This is a genomic window from Paenibacillus solanacearum, assembly GCF_910593845.1.
GTDB classification, from domain to species: Bacteria; Bacillota; Bacilli; order Paenibacillales; family NBRC-103111; genus Paenibacillus_G; species Paenibacillus_G solanacearum.
In genome coordinates, this window is sequence record NZ_CAJVAS010000002.1 from 324266 (window position 1) to 342574 (window position 18309).

Sequence of the window (18309 nt, forward strand, 5' to 3'; positions counted from 1 at the left end):
TCCTCACATCGATAAAATTTATATTAAGCTTCCTGCTTTACTTTAAACTTCCAGTCGCGCACATCCGTGAAGCGCCCTTCGATAGCAGCAGCTGCAGCCATGGCCGGGGATACGAGATGCGTTCGTCCGTCGCGGCCTTGACGCCCTTCGAAGTTACGGTTCGACGTGGATGCGCAGCGCTCGCCCGGCTTCAGCACGTCCGGGTTCATCGCCAGACACATACTGCAGCCTGCATCGCGCCATTCGAAACCGGCTTCGGTGAAAATCTTGTCGAGCCCTTCTTTTTCCGCTTGAATTTTCACGCGGCCCGAACCGGGAACGACGATCGCCGTAACGTTCGGCGATACTTTATAGCCTTGCGCCACGGCTGCTGCTGCGCGAAGGTCTTCGATCCGGCCGTTCGTACAGGAACCGATAAATACGTAGTCGACCGGAATTTCCGTCATTGGCGTGCCCGGTTTCAGCCCCATGTACTCGATCGCTTTTTCCGCTGCCTTGCGCTCGTTGTCCGTGGTGAAGTCTGCCGGATTCGGTACGGTCGAAGTGACGTTCGTCCCCATGCCAGGGCTTGTACCCCAGGTCACTTGCGGGATCAGACTGTCGGCGTCGAACTCGACAATGCGGTCGTACACAGCGCCTTCGTCGGTCGTAAGCTTCTTCCACTCGGCTACCGCAGCGTCAAATGCAGCGCCTTGAGGCACATATTCGCGTCCGCGCAAATATTCGAACGTCGTTTCGTCCGGCGCGATCAGGCCCGCTCTTGCGCCCGCCTCGATGGACATGTTGCAGACGGTCATCCGCTCTTCCATGGACAGCCCGCGGATTGATTCGCCCGTGTACTCGATAACGTAGCCGGTTGCGAAGTCCGTGCCGTATTTCGCGATAACGCCGAGAATCAAGTCCTTCGCCGTTACGCCCGGGTTCAGCTTGCCGTTAATGCGCACTTCCAGCGTCTTGGCTTTCGATTGCTGCAAGCATTGCGTCGCGAGCACATGCTCCACTTCGCTCGTACCGATACCGAATGCCAGTGCGCCGAACGCGCCGTGCGTCGACGTATGGCTGTCGCCGCAAACGATCGTTTTGCCGGGATGCGTCAGGCCGAGCTCCGGTCCCATAACGTGCACGACACCTTGGTCGATGCTGTCGAGGTCAAATAATGTGACACCAAAATCGGCGCAGTTTTTGGACAGTGTGTCGATTTGCTGCTTGGAGATCGGGTCCGTAATGTTGAAACGGTCCTTCGTTGGTACGTTGTGGTCCATCGTTGCGTACGTCAGATCCGGACGGCGCACCTTGCGGCCGCTCATGCGAAGCCCTTCGAACGCTTGCGGGGACGTCACTTCATGCACGAGCTGCAAGTCGATATAAATGATGCTCGGCTTGCCTTCTTCCGATTGAATGACATGATTGTCCCAGATTTTCTCGAACATTGTTTTTGCCATCGTTTCCACCTCAATTAATTAGGTATGCCAAAAAGGATTGCATATTGGATAATTCATATGGTACCATTTCCATCTTCATTGTTCCAAGATATAATATCTATAACATTGATAGGTTTTTGCTATAATAATGGATAAAGAGCAGGCTTCAGTCAAACCATCGCTCTTCATCCCACTTCCGCCGCGTGAGGGAACGCGGTAATTATGCCAAGGAGAATAACCCGATGGAACTTCGTCAACTCCAGTACGCTTTGCAAATCGCCATTGAAAAAAATTTCTCGCGCGCTGCCGAGAAGCTGCACATCGCCCAGCCATCGCTCAGCCAGCAGCTGTCCAAGCTGGAAAAAGAAATCGGCGTTCTGCTGTTCCAGCGAACGACGAACTCGGTGGAGGTCACTCATGCCGGGGCGCTGTTCGTGGAAAAGGCGCAAAACATTCTCGATATGGTCGAGCAGCTCAAAATCGAGATGGACGACATCTCGCAAATGCGCAAGGGCAAGCTTGTCGTCGGCAGCCTGCCGATTACCGGGGCGCATGTGCTGCCGCGCGTGCTCCCGGTGTTCCAGGAGCGATACCCGGAAATCGAGATCGTGCTCGTCGAGGATACGTCGGCTAACCTGGAGAACTTAACGGCCAGCGGGGGAGCCGATATCAGCCTGCTGTCGCTGCCGCTCTCCGATGAGGCGCTGGACTTTGAAGCGGTCATTGAAGAGGAGATCGTGCTCGCCGTCCCTCCGAATCACGGACTGGCGCGCGCCGAGGCGCCGGCCGATCTCAGACTGCTGAAGGACGAGCCGTTTATCGCGCTCAAGAAAGGGCAGGGCTTCCGGCAAATTACGCTGCAGCTGTGCAGCAAAGCCGGCTTTACGCCGAGAATCGTGTTCGAGAGCAGCAATATCGAAACGGTGCAATCGCTCGTCGCCGCCGGCATGGGCATCGCGTTCGTGCCCCACATGGTATCGAGAGGACGGTGGAGCGAGATTGCCCCCGCCTACCTGCCGCTCTCGAACCGGCCGACGCGGACGCTGGTCGTTGCGTACCGCAAAGGACGCTACTTGTCCAAAGCCGTCGCCGCCTTCATGGATACGTTCCGCGAAGTGATGAAGCCGTAATGACGGCTGTAGCCGACTGGAACCACGAACACGCCGTTTGCCGGCTCCGGTGCGACTCGACCAGCGCCAATATCGTGCCCCCGCGATCCGCTCCGGCTTTTATTCGTACAGATGAGGTCTGCGGTCTTCGAATATCGGGATGCGGCTGCGCACCTCCGGCACCGTCCCCATGTCGACTTGGGCGCGAATGATTTGTTCCGTGCCGTCGCCTTCCGCCAGCACCTCGCCCCAAGGATCGATGACCATGGAATGGCCGAAAAACTCCGTCGTTCCGCTGATCCCCACCCGGTTGCAGGAGACGACGAACATTTGGTTCTCGATCGCCCGCGCCATCAGCAGCGTACGCCAATGATGCAGCCGCGGGTTCGGCCATTCCGCCGGCACGAACAAGATTTGCGCGCCGCCGAGCGCCAGCTTTCTTGTCAGCTCCGGGAAGCGGATGTCGTAGCAGATCATCATGCCCGCCGGCACGCCATCCAGCTCCAGCTGCCCCACCCGGTCGCCGCTTTGCAGAAACTTTTCCTCGTCCATCAGCCTGAACAAATGGATTTTGGAGTAATCCGCGATTTGCCGGCCTTCCCTGTCATAAGCATACATCGTATTGTATACGCCGCCGGCTTTCTTCTCCGCGATCGATCCGCCGATGATCATGACGCCGTGCTTCCGGCTAAAGGCCGACAGCAGCGCCTTCGTGCGCTCGCCGTTTACGTCGGACAGTTCGTGAATTCGCTCCAGCGCATAGCCGGTGTTCCACATTTCCGGGAACAGAATAACGTCCGGCTTCGTAGCATGCGCCACCGCCTGCTCCAGCATTTGTTCCAGCTTGGCGTAGTTGCGTTCCGGTTCGCCGATCGCGATATCCATCTGCAGCAGCGCCAAGTTCCATACTGTATGTGCCATTTGCATTCTTCACCTTTCTCCCTGCATGGTTGCAGCATTGCTTCCTATATATGATAGTGCAAGCGCGCAGCAACTTCAATGACAGGATGCGGCAAGGGACGCTGATGATTTCTCGCGTCCGGCTTTCCGGCTAATCACTCCCCTCCTGCCGCCTTCCAGCAAGGCGCCGCCCAGTATACACTGTCCAGTTTTCATGTTACATTAATCATATCCGCTTAAACGGTCTTTTTTTGTTGTTTCAAGCGATTCTACATAAAAATGGAGTGAACCATAGATGAATTCATCCAGTCCATCCCCGGTCAGCGCCTTCCCGATCCGTCCGGCCGACCGCCTCCAGTCCCTTCCGACCCAGTTCTTCGCCAAGCTGGTGAGCCGGGCGAACGAACAGATCGCCGCCGGTCACGACGTGATCAATCTCGGACAAGGCAACCCCGACCGCCCTACGCCGCCGCATATCGTGCGCGCCCTGCAGGAAGCGGCGGAAAACCCGCAGTACCACAAATACCCGCCGTTCAATGGCTTTTTGTTTTTAAAGCAAGCGGTCGCGCAGCGGTATAAAGAAGACTACGGCGTAGATCTCGACCCGGAGACGGAAGTTGCGATCTTGTTCGGCGGCAAAACCGGGCTCGTCGAAATCGCCCAATGCCTGCTCAATCCCGGCGATGTGTGCCTTGTACCCGACCCGGGATACCCGGACTACTGGTCCGGCGTTGCGCTGTCCGGCGCCCGCATGGCGTTCATGCCGCTTCGCGAGTCGAACCGCTTTTTGCCTGATTACAGCGAACTGTCGGCGGACGATCTCAACAAAGCGAAGCTCATGTTCATCAACTACCCGAACAATCCGACGGCGGTGTCCGCTCCCGCTTCATTCTACGACGAGACGATCCGCTTCGCGGCGAAGCATAATATCGTCGTCGCGAGCGACTTCGCGTACGGGGCGATCGGCTTCGACGGCCAGAAGCCCGTCAGCTTCCTGCAGCAGCCGGGAGCCAAGGAAGTCGGCGTCGAGTTTTATACGCTGTCCAAGACCTACAACATGGCAGGCTGGCGCGTCGGCTTCGCGCTCGGCAACCGGGAAGTCGTCCGCATGATCAACCTGATTCAGGATCATTACTACTGCAGCTTGTTCGGCGGCATTCAAGTCGCGGCGGCGGCAGCGCTGACCGGTCCGCAGGATTGCGTAAGCGAGCTCGTGTCGGTCTACCAGAGCCGGCGCGACGCCCTCTTCGCCTCCCTGGACCGGATCGGCTGGCAGGCGAACCGCTCACAGGGCTCCTTCTTCACCTGGCTGCCCGTGCCGAAGGGCTATACCTCGGCTTCGCTGGCCGATCAGCTGCTGACGGAAGCGAAGATCGTCGTCGCGCCCGGCATCGGCTTCGGGGAGAGCGGCGAAGGATATGTAAGGCTGGGACTGCTCAGCTCGGAGGCCAGATTGCAGGAAGCAGTAGAGCGGATCGCGAAGCTGAACCTGTTCGGATGACACCTTTACAAAGGCTAACCGGCGTGCTATCCTTATAGGAAAGTGAAACGTATTGATGGGAATAGTAGGAAGCGTCCACGCGTGCCAGAGAGTAAATTCCACCGGCTGAGAGAATTTACCGCGATGCCTTGCCGAACCCGCCCCTGAACGGTCAACGAAGAGTTGAACGGCGCCCTGCCGTTACTAGGGATGGAAGACGGATGAGCGCTGCTCATCAATTAAGGTGGTACCGCGGAAGTTAGAAGGCTTTCGTCCTTAGAGGACGGGGCCTTTTTCGTTTTTCCCCGGTCCTTGCTCCCGCTCGCGCGACACCCGGGGACTTTGTTGAATCGATACGCCGGGTAGCGCTGAATCGCACATTTATTGTCCAGAAAGAAGGTTGCATATCATGCAGCAGACGATCGTTGTCAAAATCGGCAGCAGCTCGCTAACGTCCGACGAAGGAGGACTGAATCGAGACAAAATCATGTTTTTCGCCGGAGAGCTTGCGGCGCTGCATCGTCAAGGCTACTCCGTGCTGCTCGTCACCTCCGGCGCCGTCGCCGCAGGCTTCCGCCAGCTGGGGTATACGTCCCGGCCGAAACTTTTGCACGAGAAGCAAGCCTCCGCGTCGGTCGGGCAGGCGCTGCTCATGCAGGCTTATCACGAAGCGTTCGCCCGGCACGATGTCCGCGTCGGCCAAATTTTGCTGACGCGGCCGGACTTTTCCAATCGCAAACGAATCCATAATGCGCTGATGACGATCGACGAACTGCTTCGCCGCCGCATCGTTCCGATCATTAACGAGAACGACACCGTCTCGGTCGACGAACTCAAGTTCAGCGAGAACGATACGCTGTCCGCCCTGGTCGCCAATCTCGTCCGCGCGCGCAGATTGCTGATCTTGACCGATACGGACGGCTTATACACCGCCGACCCGCGCAAGCATGCCGATGCGACGCGAATCGACCGCGTGCTGGAGCTGAGCGAAGACATCTTCCGGGTCGCCGGCGGGTCCGGCTCCATGGTCGGCACCGGCGGCATGCGCTCGAAGATCGAGGCGGCCCGCGTCGCGATGCGCGGCGGTGTGCCGGTGTTCATCGGCCAGGTGACGGAGCCGGGCGATTTGTCCGACGCCGTGGACGGCAGCGGGAAAGGGACGTATTTCGATACGGACGCCCACAACCTACCGATGAAGAAGCAATGGCTCGGCTTTCATTCCGAGCCGCAGGGCTTCGTCGCTGTGGACCACGGCGCCGAGGCAGCGCTTGTCACCGGCGGCAAAAGCTTGCTCCCGGCGGGCGTCAAGGAAGTACGCGGCGAATTCCACCCCGGCGATGTCATCGAGGTAACGAACACGAACGGCCAGACGATTGGCCGCGGCGTCGTCAATTACGCTTCGTGGCAGCTGCAGGCGGTCGCCGGCATGAGCACCGAGGAAGTGCAAAAGCGGATCGAAGTGATCCGCATCGAAGTCATTCACCGCGACGAATGGATTACGCTTGCCGAAAAACATAAGGTTCACGATATGACTCCATAAGCAAATGATGGAGGTTAACTACTTACGTATAGGGGGAGAAACCAGATGACGATGACAAGCCAAGCCCATACGGTCAGCGAAACCGTACAAAAGGCGACTCTTGCCAAAAAAGCAGCTCCAAGGCTGGGCCTGCTGACAACGGAACAAAAAAACAAGGCGCTCCTGCAGATGGCTGATGCACTCGTAGCCGAAGCCCCGTCGATTATCGCCGCCAACGGCGAGGATTTACAGCGCGGCCGGGAAAACGGCACCTCGGAAGCGCTGCTTGACCGGCTGGCGCTGAACCCGCAGCGGATCGAAGCGATGGCGGACGGTCTGCGTCAAGTGACGCATTTGACCGATCCGATCGGAGAAACGCTGGAATCGTTCGAACGCCCGAACGGTCTGCAGATCCGCAAAATCCGCGTGCCGCTCGGCGTCGTCGCTATGATCTACGAAGCGCGCCCGAACGTGACGGTGGACGCAGCGGGATTATGTCTCAAGACAGGCAACGCGGTTGTGCTGCGCGGCAGCTCCTCCGCCCTTTCTTCGAATAAGCGCATCGTGGAAGTGCTGCATGGCGCGCTCGCCGAAACCGACGTGCCGGCCGACGCGCTGCAACTGATCGTCGACCCAAGCCGTTCCTCCGTGGACGAATTGATGAAGCTGAACGGCCTGATCGACGTCATCATTCCGCGCGGCGGCGCAGCGCTGATCAACAACGTCGTGAAAAACGCTTCCGTGCCTGTCATCGAAACCGGCGCAGGCATTTGCCATACGTACATCGATGAGAGCGCGCAGCTCGAGATGGCGCTGCAAATCGCCGTCAACGCCAAAGTGCAGCGGCCTTCGGTGTGCAATTCGATGGAGACACTGCTCGTGCACCGCGCTTTTGCCGAACGCCATCTGGGTCTCGTTGCGGATCAGTTCGTTCAGCAGCGCGTCGAGCTTCGCGGCGATGCGAACGCCCGGAAGCTCGTGCCGGCGATCAATGAAGCATCGGCGCAAGACTGGGATACCGAATACAACGATTATATTTTGAACGTGCGCGTCGTCGATAGCCTGGATGACGCGCTCGAGCATATTCGAGCGCACAGCACGATGCATTCCGAATGCATCGTGACGGAAGACGCGGCGAACGCCGCCCGCTTCCTGCAGGAAGTCGATGCAGCCGCCGTCTACCATAACGCCTCCACCCGCTTCACCGACGGGTTCGAATTCGGATTCGGCGCGGAGATCGGCATCAGCACGCAGAAGCTGCACGCTCGCGGCCCGATGGGGCTGCCTGAATTGACTTCGATCAAATACTGCGTCACCGGCAGCGGCCAAATCCGCGGTTAATCCGCACATAGCGAAGAAAGGGGCTACATTCGATGACATCCTCTATATCTCAGGCGAGCATGGCCTTTATCGGCGCAGGCTCGATGGCCGAAGCGATTATCCGCGGCTTAACCGCGAAGGGCGAAGGGCCGGCAAGCCGCCTCTTCGTCATCAATCGTTCGGACACGGCCAAGCTGGAGTCGCTTCACGCGCGTTACGGCGTCAGCTATGCCGCGTCGCAAGGGCAAAAGGACGAAGCGATCTCTCACGCGGATATTATCGTACTCGCATTCAAGCCGAAGGACGCCGTGGATGGGCTGATCGGTATCCGTTCGCTTGTGCGTCCGGAGCAGCTGATCGTATCCGTTATCGCCGGCATGTCGATCGATACGATCAAAGGACTGCTCGGCAGCGACAGCCAGCCGGTCGTCCGCACGATGCCGAACACTTCGAGCACGATCGGGCTCGGCGCCACCGGCATCAGCTTCTCTTCCACCGTTAGCACCGATCAGCGTGAGCTGGCGCTCGCGATGTTCGGCGCGACCGGCATCGTCTCCGTTGTCGACGAACCGCTGCTGAATGCCGTAAACGGCGTTTCCGGCAGCGGTCCCGCTTATATTTATTATATGATGGAAGCGATGATCGCCGGCGGCGTCGAGCTCGGCCTCGATCCGGAAGAAGCGCGCCGCCTTACGGTGCAAACCGTGCTGGGCGCCGCGCACATGGTGCAGACGACCGGCGAAGATCCGGCGGAGCTGCGCCGCAAAGTAACGTCCCCGGGCGGAACGACGCAAGCGGCGATCGAAACGCTCGACAGCCACGGCTTTGCCGAAGGCGTCGCCAAGGCGATGGTCCGCTGCGCGGAACGCGCCGGCGAGATGGGCGCGGCGATCAGCGCATCCGTCACTTCCCAAACCAAATAAAGTAGGTGTATTTCATTGCCATCCGCTACTACTCATGCGGCCTGCTGCCTGGCCACATACCGTTGTTACGATGAGAAAGCCGATTTTCATAAAAAAGCGCTCGGCATTGCCGTCGGGCTGACCGTAGGCAGTTGGACAGACCTGCCCGATGCGCGTAAAGCCGAAATGGAAAAGCATCTCGGCCGCGTCGTTCAGGTAGACGTTCACGAGCCAGCGGCTAGTGAACCGGCATCCGCCCGATACGCGGATATCCAAATCGCTTATCCCGATGTCAATTTCAGCCGTGACATTCCCGCCCTGCTCGTCACCGTATTCGGAAAGCTGTCGATGGACGGACGCATCAAGCTGATTGACCTCGATGTCTCGGACGGCTTTCGCTCCGCCTTCCCGGGACCGCGCTTCGGCATTCAAGGCGTTCGCGACCTGCTTGGCGTCCACGACCGCCCGCTGCTGATGAGCATATTCAAGTCTGTCATCGGCCACGATCTGCCGGCGCTGCGCGAGCAGTTTTACCAGCAGGCCGCAGGCGGCGTCGATCTGATCAAGGACGACGAGATATTGTTCGAGAACCCGCAGACGCCGATTGAACAGCGCGTCGAAGTGTGTATGGAAGCGGCGGCGCAAGCTTCGCAAGTGACCGGTCAAAAGCTGCTGTATGCGGCGAACTTGACAGGTCCGACATTCGGGCTGATCGAGCAGGCGAGAAAAGCGATCCATGCCGGCGCGAATGCGCTGCTGTTCAATGTGCTCGCATATGGATTCGACGCCTTGAGCGAGCTGAGCCGCCACCCGGACATCCGCGTGCCGATTATGGCGCACCCTGCGCTGGCCGGCGCATATTATCCGTCTCCGTATCACGGGATCGCAGCGAACGTGCTGCTCGGCAAGCTGATGCGGCTGGCCGGTGCCGATCTCGTGCTGTTCCCTTCGCCTTACGGGTCGGTCGTCATGCCGCGCGAAGAGAACATGGCGATCAAGGAAGCGCTGCTGACCGATAGCGCCGCACCGCTGAAGCGCAGCTTCCCCGTTCCGTCTGCGGGCATTCACCCCGGCCTTGTGCCGCTCATTCTGAAAGACTTCGGCGGCGAAGTCGTCGTAAACGCCGGCGGCGGCGTACATGGTCATCCGATGGGAGCGGCAGCCGGCGGACGCGCGTTCCGCCAAGCGATTGACGGCTGTCTGGCAGGCACACCTCTCCGGCAATACGCCGCGGACGGTCATCCGGAGCTGCAGGCGGCGATCGACGCATGGGGGCTGAAAGAATGAGCAAGCAGCGCGTCATCTTTTGCGACTTTGACGGCACCATCACCGTCAACGATAACATCGTTGCGATCATGAAGCATTTTCAGCCGCCCGGTTGGGACGAGCTGGTTCAGCAAGTCATATCGAAGCAAATCTCGGTTCGCGAAGGCGTAGGGCGTATGTTCGCCCTGCTCCCTGCTTCCCGCAAGCAGGAAGTGATCGATTACGCGATCGGCAACGTAACGATCCGCGCCGGCTTTCAGGAACTGCTCGATTACTGCCGCCGGGAGAACATTATTTTCTACGTGACCAGCGGTGGGATCGACTTTTTCGTGTATCCGGTTTTATCGGCATTTCCGATTCCGAAAGATCACATTTATTGCAACGGGAGCGACTTTAGCGGCAGCCATATCCGTATTGTGTGGCCTCATGCGTGCGACGAGCACTGCCATAACGATTGCGGCATGTGCAAGACGGCCATTATCCGTTCGTTCCCTGCCGAAGCGCATGAGCGTATTTTGATCGGCGACAGCGTAACCGACTTCGAAGGAGCGAAGCTCGTCGACGTTGTGTTCGCCCGTTCCCATCTGGTGCAGCTGTGCGAGGATTTGAAGCTGAATTATTATCCCTTTGACGATTTCTTCGATGTCGTCAAGCGGCTAGAGGAGATGAAATAGCGTGAGTTTCAGCGATATTCGATTGGAAGAGAAGCAGCAGGCGTTTGCCGAGCTGCGCGAGATTAAGACGCTGCTGGCCTCGCGCGGCATGTTTCCGGGTACGAGCGGCAACCTGTCGATCCGTACAGGCGCCTTCGCGAAGGAACAGTTCGCCTTCGCCATTACAGCCAGCGGCAAAGACAAGTCCGTCAATACGCCGTCCGATTATTTGCTCGTCGATCAGGACGGGAAACCGATTGAAGCGACGGGCCTGAAGCCGTCGGCAGAAACGCTCATTCATTGCGAGATCTACAAGCATACCGGTTGCGGCGCGATTTTCCACGTCCATACGGTGTTCAACAATTTGGCATCCGAGCTGTTCTGGGAACGCGGCTCGATTCCGGTCGACGGCGTCGAGCTGATCAAAGCGTTCAACATCTGGGAAGAAGAGGCGCAGATCGAAATCCCGATCCTGCCCAACTACGCGGATATTCCGCGGATCGCCGAGCTGGTCGAAGGCGCGATCCAGCCGCGCATCCCCGGCATCATGCTGCGCAAGCACGGGATCTATGCCTGGGGCGCCAACGCCTTCGAAGCCAAACGTCATCTGGAAGCGTTCGAATTTTTGTTCGAGTACGTCTACCGCTGGGCTTTGCTGAACAAATAGAGCTTACGGGCCAACCGAAACCTAACTCCCGAACGCATAAAGTGTGTTACGGGAGTTTTTCTTGCGCTCCGATCTTGCCGCTCAGGCAACGCGCCCGGCCCAAGATACCGCTCAGAGATCGAACCAGTGCAATAAGCCATCGCTCAATTTTCCCATGTAAAAGAGGTATACGCATGCAGTTGGAGAAGCCCTTGCCTGCAAGAACGATTCGCGCCCGAGCGCTTGCAAGCCACCCTTTGTTTCATCATTTCGTCATCGTCCTCATTATCCTGAACGCCATTCTCGTTGGAATGGAGACGTATCCCGCGCTTTACGAGCCCCACGAGCGGTTGTTTTACTGGGCGGACCGCGTGCTGCTGTGGCTTTTTACGGTGGAGCTGGGGCTGCGGATTTGGGCCGCGCGCCCGCTTCATTCTTTTTTCAAGGACGGTTGGAACGTATTTGATCTTCTGATTGTGCTCAGCGGACATTTGTTTACCGATACAAGCCTGATAACCCTTCTGCGTATCCTGCGGATCTTGCGGGTGCTGCGGGCCATCTCAGCCATTCCTTCACTGCGGCGAATCGTGAACGCCCTTCTGCTCACGATACCGGCGCTCGGGAATATCACGCTGCTTCTCAGCCTGCTGTTCTACATTTTCGCCGTCATCGGAACGAACCTGTTCTCTGCGCTCGAACCGGAATATTTTGGCTCGCTGCATCAATCGCTGCTGACGCTGTTTCAGATCATTCTGGTCGATGGCGTAATGGACATTGTGCGTCCGCTGCTGGACGTGATGCCGTGGTCCTGGATTTATTTTGTCGTGTTTATACTGCTTGGCACCTTCGTGATTTTCAACTTGTTCGTCGGCGTCATCGTCAGCAATATAGAGAAGGTCGAACGTGAGGACCGGGAAGAAGACCATGCGGAATTGGCTGCACTGCGGACCGATCTGAAGTTCATGCGCGATGAGCTTCGCGAGATCAAACAGCTCTTGGAAAAGAATCGCGAATGATCGCCGCAATGATCTGCAATCCCCAGTTTTCATGAACGACCCCGACCACTTAAGCGGCAAAAAAGGCTTTGATCTATGCGATCAAAGCCTTTTCCATACTGCCTTATTATTTTCCGTATTCGCTCGGGCTTGCGCTCCACGCCTTGAGCGCACTCAAGTCTTTCTCCTGAATGCTGCCTTGCTGCAGCGCTACGTCCAGCAGCGAGCTGTAGTTCGTCAATGTGCCGTAAGGAATGCCCGCGCCTTCGAACGCTTCCTTCGCCTTTTGGAACTGGTACGAGAAGATCGCGAGGACGCTGAGCGCTTGTCCGCCTGCCTCGTTGACCGCTTGCGCCACTTTGAGGGAGCTTCCTCCCGTCGAGATCAGATCCTCGATCACGACGGTTTTCTGGCCTTTCAGCAGCATGCCTTCGATCAAATTTTCTTTGCCGTGCCCTTTCGCTTTGTCGCGCACGTAAATCATCGGCAATCCGAGCTTTTGCGCCACGAACGCAGCATGCGGAATGCCGCCCGTAGCGGCACCTGCGATCACTTCGGCATCCGGATGAAGCTCGCGGATCAAAGATACGAAGCCTTCCGCGATCCGGTCACGCACGTCGGGGTAAGAGATCGTCAGACGGTTGTCGCAGTAGATCGGCGATTTCAAGCCGGATGTCCATGTAAACGGCTGATCCGGACGAAGCGCCACGGCATTGATGCGCAGCAGGTCGGTTGCAATTTGCGCGGCAAGCTGCGGGCGGGTCGGAATAGTAATCGTGCTCATCTGTTTAGCAACTCCTTCATTCGTTCCTATATTCGTTCGATACGGTTACCGATGCGATGATCGACTCGAGCGCTTCCCGAGGATCGGGAGCTGCCGTAATCGGTCGCCCGATGACTACGTAGTCGGTTCCTTGCGCGAACGCTTCGGCCGGGGTCATGACCCGCGACTGGTCTCCGATAGCGGCACCGGCCGGACGAATGCCCGGCGTCACGGTAACAAACGACGTACCGCAGCTTTGTTTAATGCGGACCACTTCCAGCGGCGAAGCAACAACGCCGTCCAGACCGGCCGCTTTGGTGAGATCTGCATAGCGGAGTACCGCATCCTCTACCGTGCCGGCAATGCCGATTTCGTCGTTCATGACCGTTTGGCTTGTGCTTGTCAGCTGCGTCACTCCGATCACGATCGGCTTTCCTTTCGCCCCGGACGCAAGCCCTTTGTCTACGCCCTCCATCGCCGCTTCCATCATCTGTTTGCCGCCCGCCGCATGCACGTTGAACATATCGACACCCAGTCTTGTAATGCTTTCCGCGCCGCCTTTGACCGTATTCGGAATATCGTGCATTTTCAAATCCAGAAAGATGTTGTACCCCAGCTCTTTGAGCTTGCTTACAAACTGGGGACCGGCGCTGTAAAAAAGCTGCATGCCCACTTTGACATAGCAAGGGATGCCCTGCAGCGATCGTATGAGCGTTTCCGCCTGCTCGGCGTGAGCGTAATCGAGCGCGACCATCATGCGCTCCGCCACTTGCTTGTTTGTCGTCGTCATCTGTTTCGTGCGCCTCCTTCAACGTCTCATCCTGGAATTTTTCAAGCCCAATCAAGGGATTAGCACAGCATCACGCCCTTCTTGCGCGAGACACTGTGCTAATTCGGATGTTGTTATGCTTGATGCGCAGGCATCGGCGTCGATTGGAAGTAAATCGCTTCGAGCACGTGCAGCAGCGCATTGACCGTATCCAAGCTCGTCAAGCACACGACCCCGTTCTCCACCGCTTCACGGCGGATGCGGAATCCGTCACGCTCCGGCTTTTTGCCTTTGGTGAGCGTATTGACGACAAAGTGCGCTTCGCCGTTGCGGATGAGATCAAGGATGTTCGGCGAGCCTTCGCTCAGCTTGTTGACGCGGTTCACGCGCAAGCCTGCTTCTTCCAGCGCTGTCGCCGTTCCGCCCGTAGCGACGATGCGATAGCCCAGGCGGTCGAAGCCGCGCAAGATTTCCGTCGCTTCCGCTTTGTCCTTGTCTGCAACTGTCGCAATAATCGCACCGGTTGGCGGCACCTTCATGCCGGAGCCGATCAAGCCTTTGTACAGCGCCTTGGCGAACGTTTTGTCGCGGCCCATGACTTCGCCGGTCGATTTCATCTCCGGTCCGAGCGTCGTGTCTACACGGCGCAGCTTCGCGAAGGAGAATACCGGCACTTTTACGGACACATAATTGTCCTCAGGCCACAGCCCGGTTTCATAGCCCATGCCGGCCAGCGTTTCGCCCATGATGACACGCGTTGCCACATTGGCCATCGGAATTTTGGTCACTTTGCTCAGGAAAGGAACCGTACGCGAGGACCGCGGATTCACTTCGATGACATATACTTCGTCTTTATAAATAACGAACTGGATGTTGACCAGACCGACAACCTGCAGCCCTCTGGCGATTTTAACCGTAATGTCGATAATTTTTTGCTTGATCTCTTCGGATACGGTTTGCGGCGGATAGACCGCGATCGAGTCGCCGGAGTGAACGCCGGCTCTTTCGATATGCTCCATGATGCCCGGAATGAGCACCGTATCTTTGTCGCAAATCGCGTCGACTTCCACTTCTTTACCGAGCATGTAACGGTCGATCAGTACCGGATGCTCCGGATTGATTTTCACCGCATATTCCATGTAGCTCAGCAGCTCTTCATCGGAATATACGATTTCCATCGCGCGTCCGCCAAGCACGTAAGATGGACGCACCAGCACCGGATAACCGAAGTTCGCCGCCATGCCGACCGCTTGATCGACGGAAGTGACCGTGCCGCCCGGCGGCTGTGCAATATCGAGTGTGCGCAGCAGCACTTCGAACTTTTTGCGGTCTTCCGCGGCGTCAATGTTCTCCAGATCCGTTCCGAGAATGCGCACGCCGGCTTTGGCCAGCGGAGCTGCAAGGTTGATCGCCGTTTGGCCGCCGAACTGGACGATAACGCCGATCGGCTGCTCGCGTTCGATCACGTTCATGACATCTTCGAAGAACAGCGGCTCGAAGTACAGACGGTCCGATGTGTTGAAGTCCGTCGACACGGTCTCCGGGTTATTGTTGATGATAACCGCTTCGTACCCGGCCGCTTGAATCGCCCACACCGCATGTACGGTGGAGTAGTCGAACTCGATCCCTTGACCGATCCGGATTGGGCCGGAGCCAAGCACAACGACCTTTTGTTTGACCGTTTCTTTGACTTCGTCTTCCGTTTCGTACGTCGAGTAATAGTAAGGCGTCGTCGCTTCAAACTCGGCCGCGCACGTGTCTACCATTTTGTATACCGGCTTGAGTCCGAAGCTGAGACGGTAGGAACGCACGTCCGCTTCCTGCGTGAAGTTCAGTCCTTTATCGGCTGCGCGGCGCAGCTCGGCAATCGCGCGATCCGTGAAGCCTTTGCGTTTTGCCTGATACAGCAGTTCTTCCGTCAGCTCCGGCTGCTGCAGCTCGGCCTCGAACTTGATGAGTCCTTCCAGCTTGTGCAGGAACCACCAGTCGACCTTCGTCAAATCTTGTAGCTGCTGCACGGTATAACCGCGGCGGAGCGCTTCGGCGATCAGGAAAATCCGCTCGTCGTCCGGTTTGATCAGACGCTGCTCCAGCGTCTCTTGATCCAGCGCTTCAGCGTCTTTCAGGTACAGCCGGTTTACGCCGATTTCGAGGGAGCGAATCGCTTTATGGATCGATTCCTCGAACGTGCGGCCGATAGCCATCACTTCCCCGGTCGCTTTCATCTGTGTGCCGAGCTTCCGATTTGCCGCCGTAAATTTATCGAACGGCCAACGCGGAATTTTCGATACGATGTAATCCAGCGTAGGCTCGAAGCATGCGTACGTTTGACCCGTTACCGGGTTGACGATTTCGTCCAGTGTATAGCCGATAGCGATTTTGGCCGCCATCTTGGCGATCGGATACCCGGTCGCTTTGGAAGCGAGCGCAGAGGAGCGGCTCACCCGCGGGTTCACTTCGATAACATAATATTGATAGCTGTGCGGATCGAGCGCGAACTGGACGTTACAGCCGCCTTCGATGCTCAGCGCGCGAATAATTTTGAGCGAAGCCGAACGCAGCATTTGGTACTCGCGGTCGGAGAGCGTCTGGCTCGGCGCGACAACGATGCTGTCACCCGTATGTACGCCGACCGGATCGAAGTTCTCCATGTTACATACGACGATACAGTTGTCGTTGGCGTCGCGCATCACTTCGTATTCGACTTCTTTCATGCCGGCGATGCTTTTCTCAATCAAGCATTGACCGATCGGGCTGTAGCGAATACCGGACGATACGGTTTCCAGCAGCTCTTCCTCGTTCGCGCAAATACCGCCGCCGGTACCGCCGAGCGTATAGGCAGGACGGACGATGATCGGGTAGCCGATTTCGTTTGCAAAATCGACGGCTTCCTGTACGGTCGTCACGATCGTGCTGTCCGGTACCGGCTGCTCCAGCTCGCGCATCAGATCGCGGAACAAGTCGCGGTCTTCCGCCTTCTCGATTGCCGTCAGCTGCGTTCCGAGCAGCTTCACGTTCTCGCGCTCGAGCACGCCTGCGCGGGCAAGCTCAACCGCCATGTTCAGGCCGGTTTGGCCTCCAAGCGTCGGCAGCAAGCCGTCCGGGCGCTCCTGACGAATGATTTGCGTGACGAAATCGAGCGTAATCGGCTCGATATATACTTTGTCCGCCATGTTCGTATCGGTCATGATCGTGGCCGGGTTGCTGTTGATCAGTACGACTTCGAAGCCTTCTTCTTTCAATGCCTGGCAAGCCTGCGTTCCGGCATAATCGAACTCGGCCGCTTGTCCGATGACGATCGGACCGGAACCGATGACGAGAATCTTTTTGAGTGTATTATTTTTCGGCATAGTGCAATTCCCCTTTCGATGCGGATGCCGGCGTTCCGCCGCCTGCTTGGTAGGCTGCGGCGATTTGCGCCTGGCGCGGCTGAGCCGAGCTGTTCTGTTTGTGTTCGCGGATCATGCTCAGGAAATCGTCGAACAGGTAGCTTGAATCGAACGGTCCCGGTGCGGCTTCCGGATGATATTGAACCGAGAACGCCGGGTGTTGTTTATGTCGCAACCCTTCGATCGTGCGGTCGTTATTGTTGATGTGCGTAACTTCCAGTTGCGTACCCGCAATGGACTCTTCCTTTACCGTGTAGCCGTGGTTCTGGGAAGTGATGTAGCAGCGGCCGGTTTGCAAATCTTTCACCGGGTGGTTGCCGCCGCGGTGGCCGAATTTGAGCTTCTCCGTATCGGCGCCGCTCGCCAGCGCGAACAGCTGATGGCCGAGACAGATGCCGAAGATCGGAAATTCGCCGAGCAGCTCGGCGATCATGTTCGCCGCATGCGGTACATCTTTCGGGTCCCCAGGGCCGTTGGACAGCAGAATGCCGTCCGGCGCCAGGCGGCGGATTTGATCAGCCGTCGCATCCTGCGGCACGATCACGACATCGCAGCCCCGCTTGGTCAAGTCGCGGAGAATGCCGCTCTTGGAGCCGAAATCGACCAGGACGACGCGCTCCTTGCTGCCAGGGCTCGAATACACGCTCTTCGTGGAGACGCGGGATACTTGATCGATCATCAGCGGCGTCGCCTTCATCTGTTCCAACAGCTCTTCCACACGCACGTTCGATGTTGTCAAAATCCCCTTCATGACGCCATGATGACGAATGCGGCGCGTCAGCATCCGGGTGTCGATCCCGCTGATGCCGATGATGCCGTACTCTTTGAGCAGGCTGTCCAGCGAATATTCCGCTCTCCAGTTGCTCGGCACGATTTCGTGTTCGCGAACGACGAAGCCGTGAATGTAGGGGCGAATCGATTCGAAATCGTCGCGGGCAATGCCGTAATTCCCAATCAGCGGGTATGTCATCGTCACGATTTGTCCGCAATAGGACGGATCGGACAGTACCTCTTGATATCCTGTAATCCCTGTATTAAAAACGACCTCGCCTACCGAGCTACCTTCGCTCCCGAATGCTTTGCCGGTAAACAATGTACCGTCTTCCAACAACAATCTTGCCTGCATCGATTTCAACTCCCTTAGCTGTTAGTACAAACGCGTCTGCCGAACCAGTTT

At 57.6% G+C, this 18309-nt stretch carries 15 protein-coding genes; 9 read left to right on the forward strand and 6 right to left on the reverse strand.

The features are described 5' to 3' along the window. Positions 1 to 23 precede the first annotated feature (23 nt). On the reverse strand, positions 24 to 1442 hold the full coding sequence (gene leuC, locus KXG62_RS03885; RefSeq protein ID WP_218090595.1) for a 3-isopropylmalate dehydratase large subunit: 1419 nt from the start codon (positions 1440 to 1442) through the stop codon (positions 24 to 26). A gap of 221 nt (positions 1443 to 1663) precedes the next feature. On the opposite strand from leuC, the gene KXG62_RS03890 reads away from it, so the two are divergent. Then, the gene (locus tag KXG62_RS03890) at positions 1664 to 2551 is read left to right on the forward strand and encodes a LysR family transcriptional regulator (protein ID WP_218090596.1); all 888 of its coding nucleotides are present in this window, start codon (positions 1664 to 1666) and stop codon (positions 2549 to 2551) included. 99 nt (positions 2552 to 2650) lie between these two features. Here KXG62_RS03890 and KXG62_RS03895 read toward each other — a convergent pair whose 3' ends face one another. Next, positions 2651 to 3451, reverse strand: coding sequence for a carbon-nitrogen family hydrolase (locus KXG62_RS03895; protein WP_218090597.1), 801 nt, complete (start codon positions 3449 to 3451; stop codon positions 2651 to 2653). 274 nt (positions 3452 to 3725) lie between these two features. Between KXG62_RS03895 and KXG62_RS03900 the strand changes: the two genes are divergently transcribed. The 8 genes from KXG62_RS03900 to KXG62_RS03935 all read left to right on the forward strand — a co-directional run bounded on the left by KXG62_RS03900 (position 3726) and on the right by KXG62_RS03935 (position 12232). Next, entirely contained in the window at positions 3726 to 4931 is a 1206-nt protein-coding gene (locus KXG62_RS03900; protein ID WP_218090598.1) for a pyridoxal phosphate-dependent aminotransferase, read from the forward strand. Positions 4932 to 5319: 388 nt separating this feature from the next. Then, positions 5320 to 6450 carry a glutamate 5-kinase gene (gene proB, locus KXG62_RS03905; protein ID WP_218090599.1) on the forward strand — a complete coding sequence of 377 codons (1131 nt, stop codon included), beginning with the start codon at positions 5320 to 5322 and terminating at the stop codon, positions 6448 to 6450. A gap of 45 nt (positions 6451 to 6495) precedes the next feature. Then, entirely contained in the window at positions 6496 to 7770 is a 1275-nt protein-coding gene (locus KXG62_RS03910; RefSeq protein WP_218090600.1) for a glutamate-5-semialdehyde dehydrogenase, read from the forward strand. A 32-nt stretch (positions 7771 to 7802) separates the two neighbouring features. Then, positions 7803 to 8672 carry a pyrroline-5-carboxylate reductase gene (gene proC, locus KXG62_RS03915; RefSeq protein ID WP_218090601.1) on the forward strand — a complete coding sequence of 290 codons (870 nt, stop codon included), beginning with the start codon at positions 7803 to 7805 and terminating at the stop codon, positions 8670 to 8672. 15 nt (positions 8673 to 8687) lie between these two features. Further along, positions 8688 to 9938 carry a 2,3-diketo-5-methylthiopentyl-1-phosphate enolase gene (locus tag KXG62_RS03920; protein WP_218090602.1) on the forward strand — a complete coding sequence of 417 codons (1251 nt, stop codon included), beginning with the start codon at positions 8688 to 8690 and terminating at the stop codon, positions 9936 to 9938. Beyond that, a complete protein-coding gene (locus tag KXG62_RS03925) occupies positions 9935 to 10591 on the forward strand; it encodes a 2-hydroxy-3-keto-5-methylthiopentenyl-1-phosphate phosphatase (protein ID WP_218090603.1) in 657 nt (218 codons plus the stop codon). Before KXG62_RS03920 ends, KXG62_RS03925 begins: the two co-directional genes overlap by 4 nt. 1 nt (position 10592) lies before the next feature. Next, a complete protein-coding gene (mtnB, locus tag KXG62_RS03930) occupies positions 10593 to 11237 on the forward strand; it encodes a methylthioribulose 1-phosphate dehydratase (RefSeq protein ID WP_218090604.1) in 645 nt (214 codons plus the stop codon). A gap of 173 nt (positions 11238 to 11410) precedes the next feature. Further along, the gene (locus KXG62_RS03935; protein WP_218090605.1) at positions 11411 to 12232 is read left to right on the forward strand and encodes an ion transporter; all 822 of its coding nucleotides are present in this window, start codon (positions 11411 to 11413) and stop codon (positions 12230 to 12232) included. 106 nt (positions 12233 to 12338) lie between these two features. On the opposite strand, the gene pyrE is transcribed toward KXG62_RS03935, so the two are convergent. From pyrE to carA, 4 genes are all read right to left on the reverse strand, one after another. Continuing rightward, positions 12339 to 12995: an orotate phosphoribosyltransferase gene (gene pyrE, locus KXG62_RS03940; RefSeq protein ID WP_218090606.1), complete on the reverse strand. Its 657-nt coding sequence runs from the start codon at positions 12993 to 12995 to the stop codon at positions 12339 to 12341. 16 nt (positions 12996 to 13011) lie between these two features. Next, positions 13012 to 13764 (reverse strand): orotidine-5'-phosphate decarboxylase, encoded by a 753-nt coding sequence (gene pyrF, locus KXG62_RS03945; RefSeq protein ID WP_218090607.1) that lies wholly within the window; start codon positions 13762 to 13764, stop codon positions 13012 to 13014. Positions 13765 to 13877: 113 nt separating this feature from the next. Next, positions 13878 to 17093, reverse strand: a complete 3216-nt coding sequence (gene carB / locus KXG62_RS03950) for a carbamoyl-phosphate synthase large subunit (RefSeq protein ID WP_218090608.1) — start codon at positions 17091 to 17093, stop codon at positions 13878 to 13880. After that, positions 17080 to 18258: a glutamine-hydrolyzing carbamoyl-phosphate synthase small subunit gene (gene carA, locus KXG62_RS03955; RefSeq protein WP_218090609.1), complete on the reverse strand. Its 1179-nt coding sequence runs from the start codon at positions 18256 to 18258 to the stop codon at positions 17080 to 17082. Before carA ends, carB begins: the two co-directional genes overlap by 14 nt. Between the last annotated feature and the right edge of the window lie 51 nt (positions 18259 to 18309).

Coding starts and splice junctions, on each gene's coding strand:
- leuC (WP_218090595.1), bottom strand. CDS start 1,442: ATGGCAAAAACAATGTTCGAGAAAATCTGGGACAATCATGTCATTCAA.
- KXG62_RS03900 (WP_218090598.1), top strand. CDS start 3,726: ATGAATTCATCCAGTCCATCCCCGGTCAGCGCCTTCCCGATCCGTCCG.
- KXG62_RS03910 (WP_218090600.1), top strand. CDS start 6,496: ATGACGATGACAAGCCAAGCCCATACGGTCAGCGAAACCGTACAAAAG.
- carB (WP_218090608.1), bottom strand. CDS start 17,093: ATGCCGAAAAATAATACACTCAAAAAGATTCTCGTCATCGGTTCCGGT.
- proB (WP_218090599.1), top strand. CDS start 5,320: ATGCAGCAGACGATCGTTGTCAAAATCGGCAGCAGCTCGCTAACGTCC.
- KXG62_RS03895 (WP_218090597.1), bottom strand. CDS start 3,451: ATGGCACATACAGTATGGAACTTGGCGCTGCTGCAGATGGATATCGCG.
- KXG62_RS03935 (WP_218090605.1), top strand. CDS start 11,411: ATGCAGTTGGAGAAGCCCTTGCCTGCAAGAACGATTCGCGCCCGAGCG.
- pyrE (WP_218090606.1), bottom strand. CDS start 12,995: ATGAGCACGATTACTATTCCGACCCGCCCGCAGCTTGCCGCGCAAATT.
- proC (WP_218090601.1), top strand. CDS start 7,803: ATGACATCCTCTATATCTCAGGCGAGCATGGCCTTTATCGGCGCAGGC.
- carA (WP_218090609.1), bottom strand. CDS start 18,258: ATGCAGGCAAGATTGTTGTTGGAAGACGGTACATTGTTTACCGGCAAA.
- KXG62_RS03925 (WP_218090603.1), top strand. CDS start 9,935: ATGAGCAAGCAGCGCGTCATCTTTTGCGACTTTGACGGCACCATCACC.
- KXG62_RS03890 (WP_218090596.1), top strand. CDS start 1,664: ATGGAACTTCGTCAACTCCAGTACGCTTTGCAAATCGCCATTGAAAAA.
- pyrF (WP_218090607.1), bottom strand. CDS start 13,764: ATGACGACGACAAACAAGCAAGTGGCGGAGCGCATGATGGTCGCGCTC.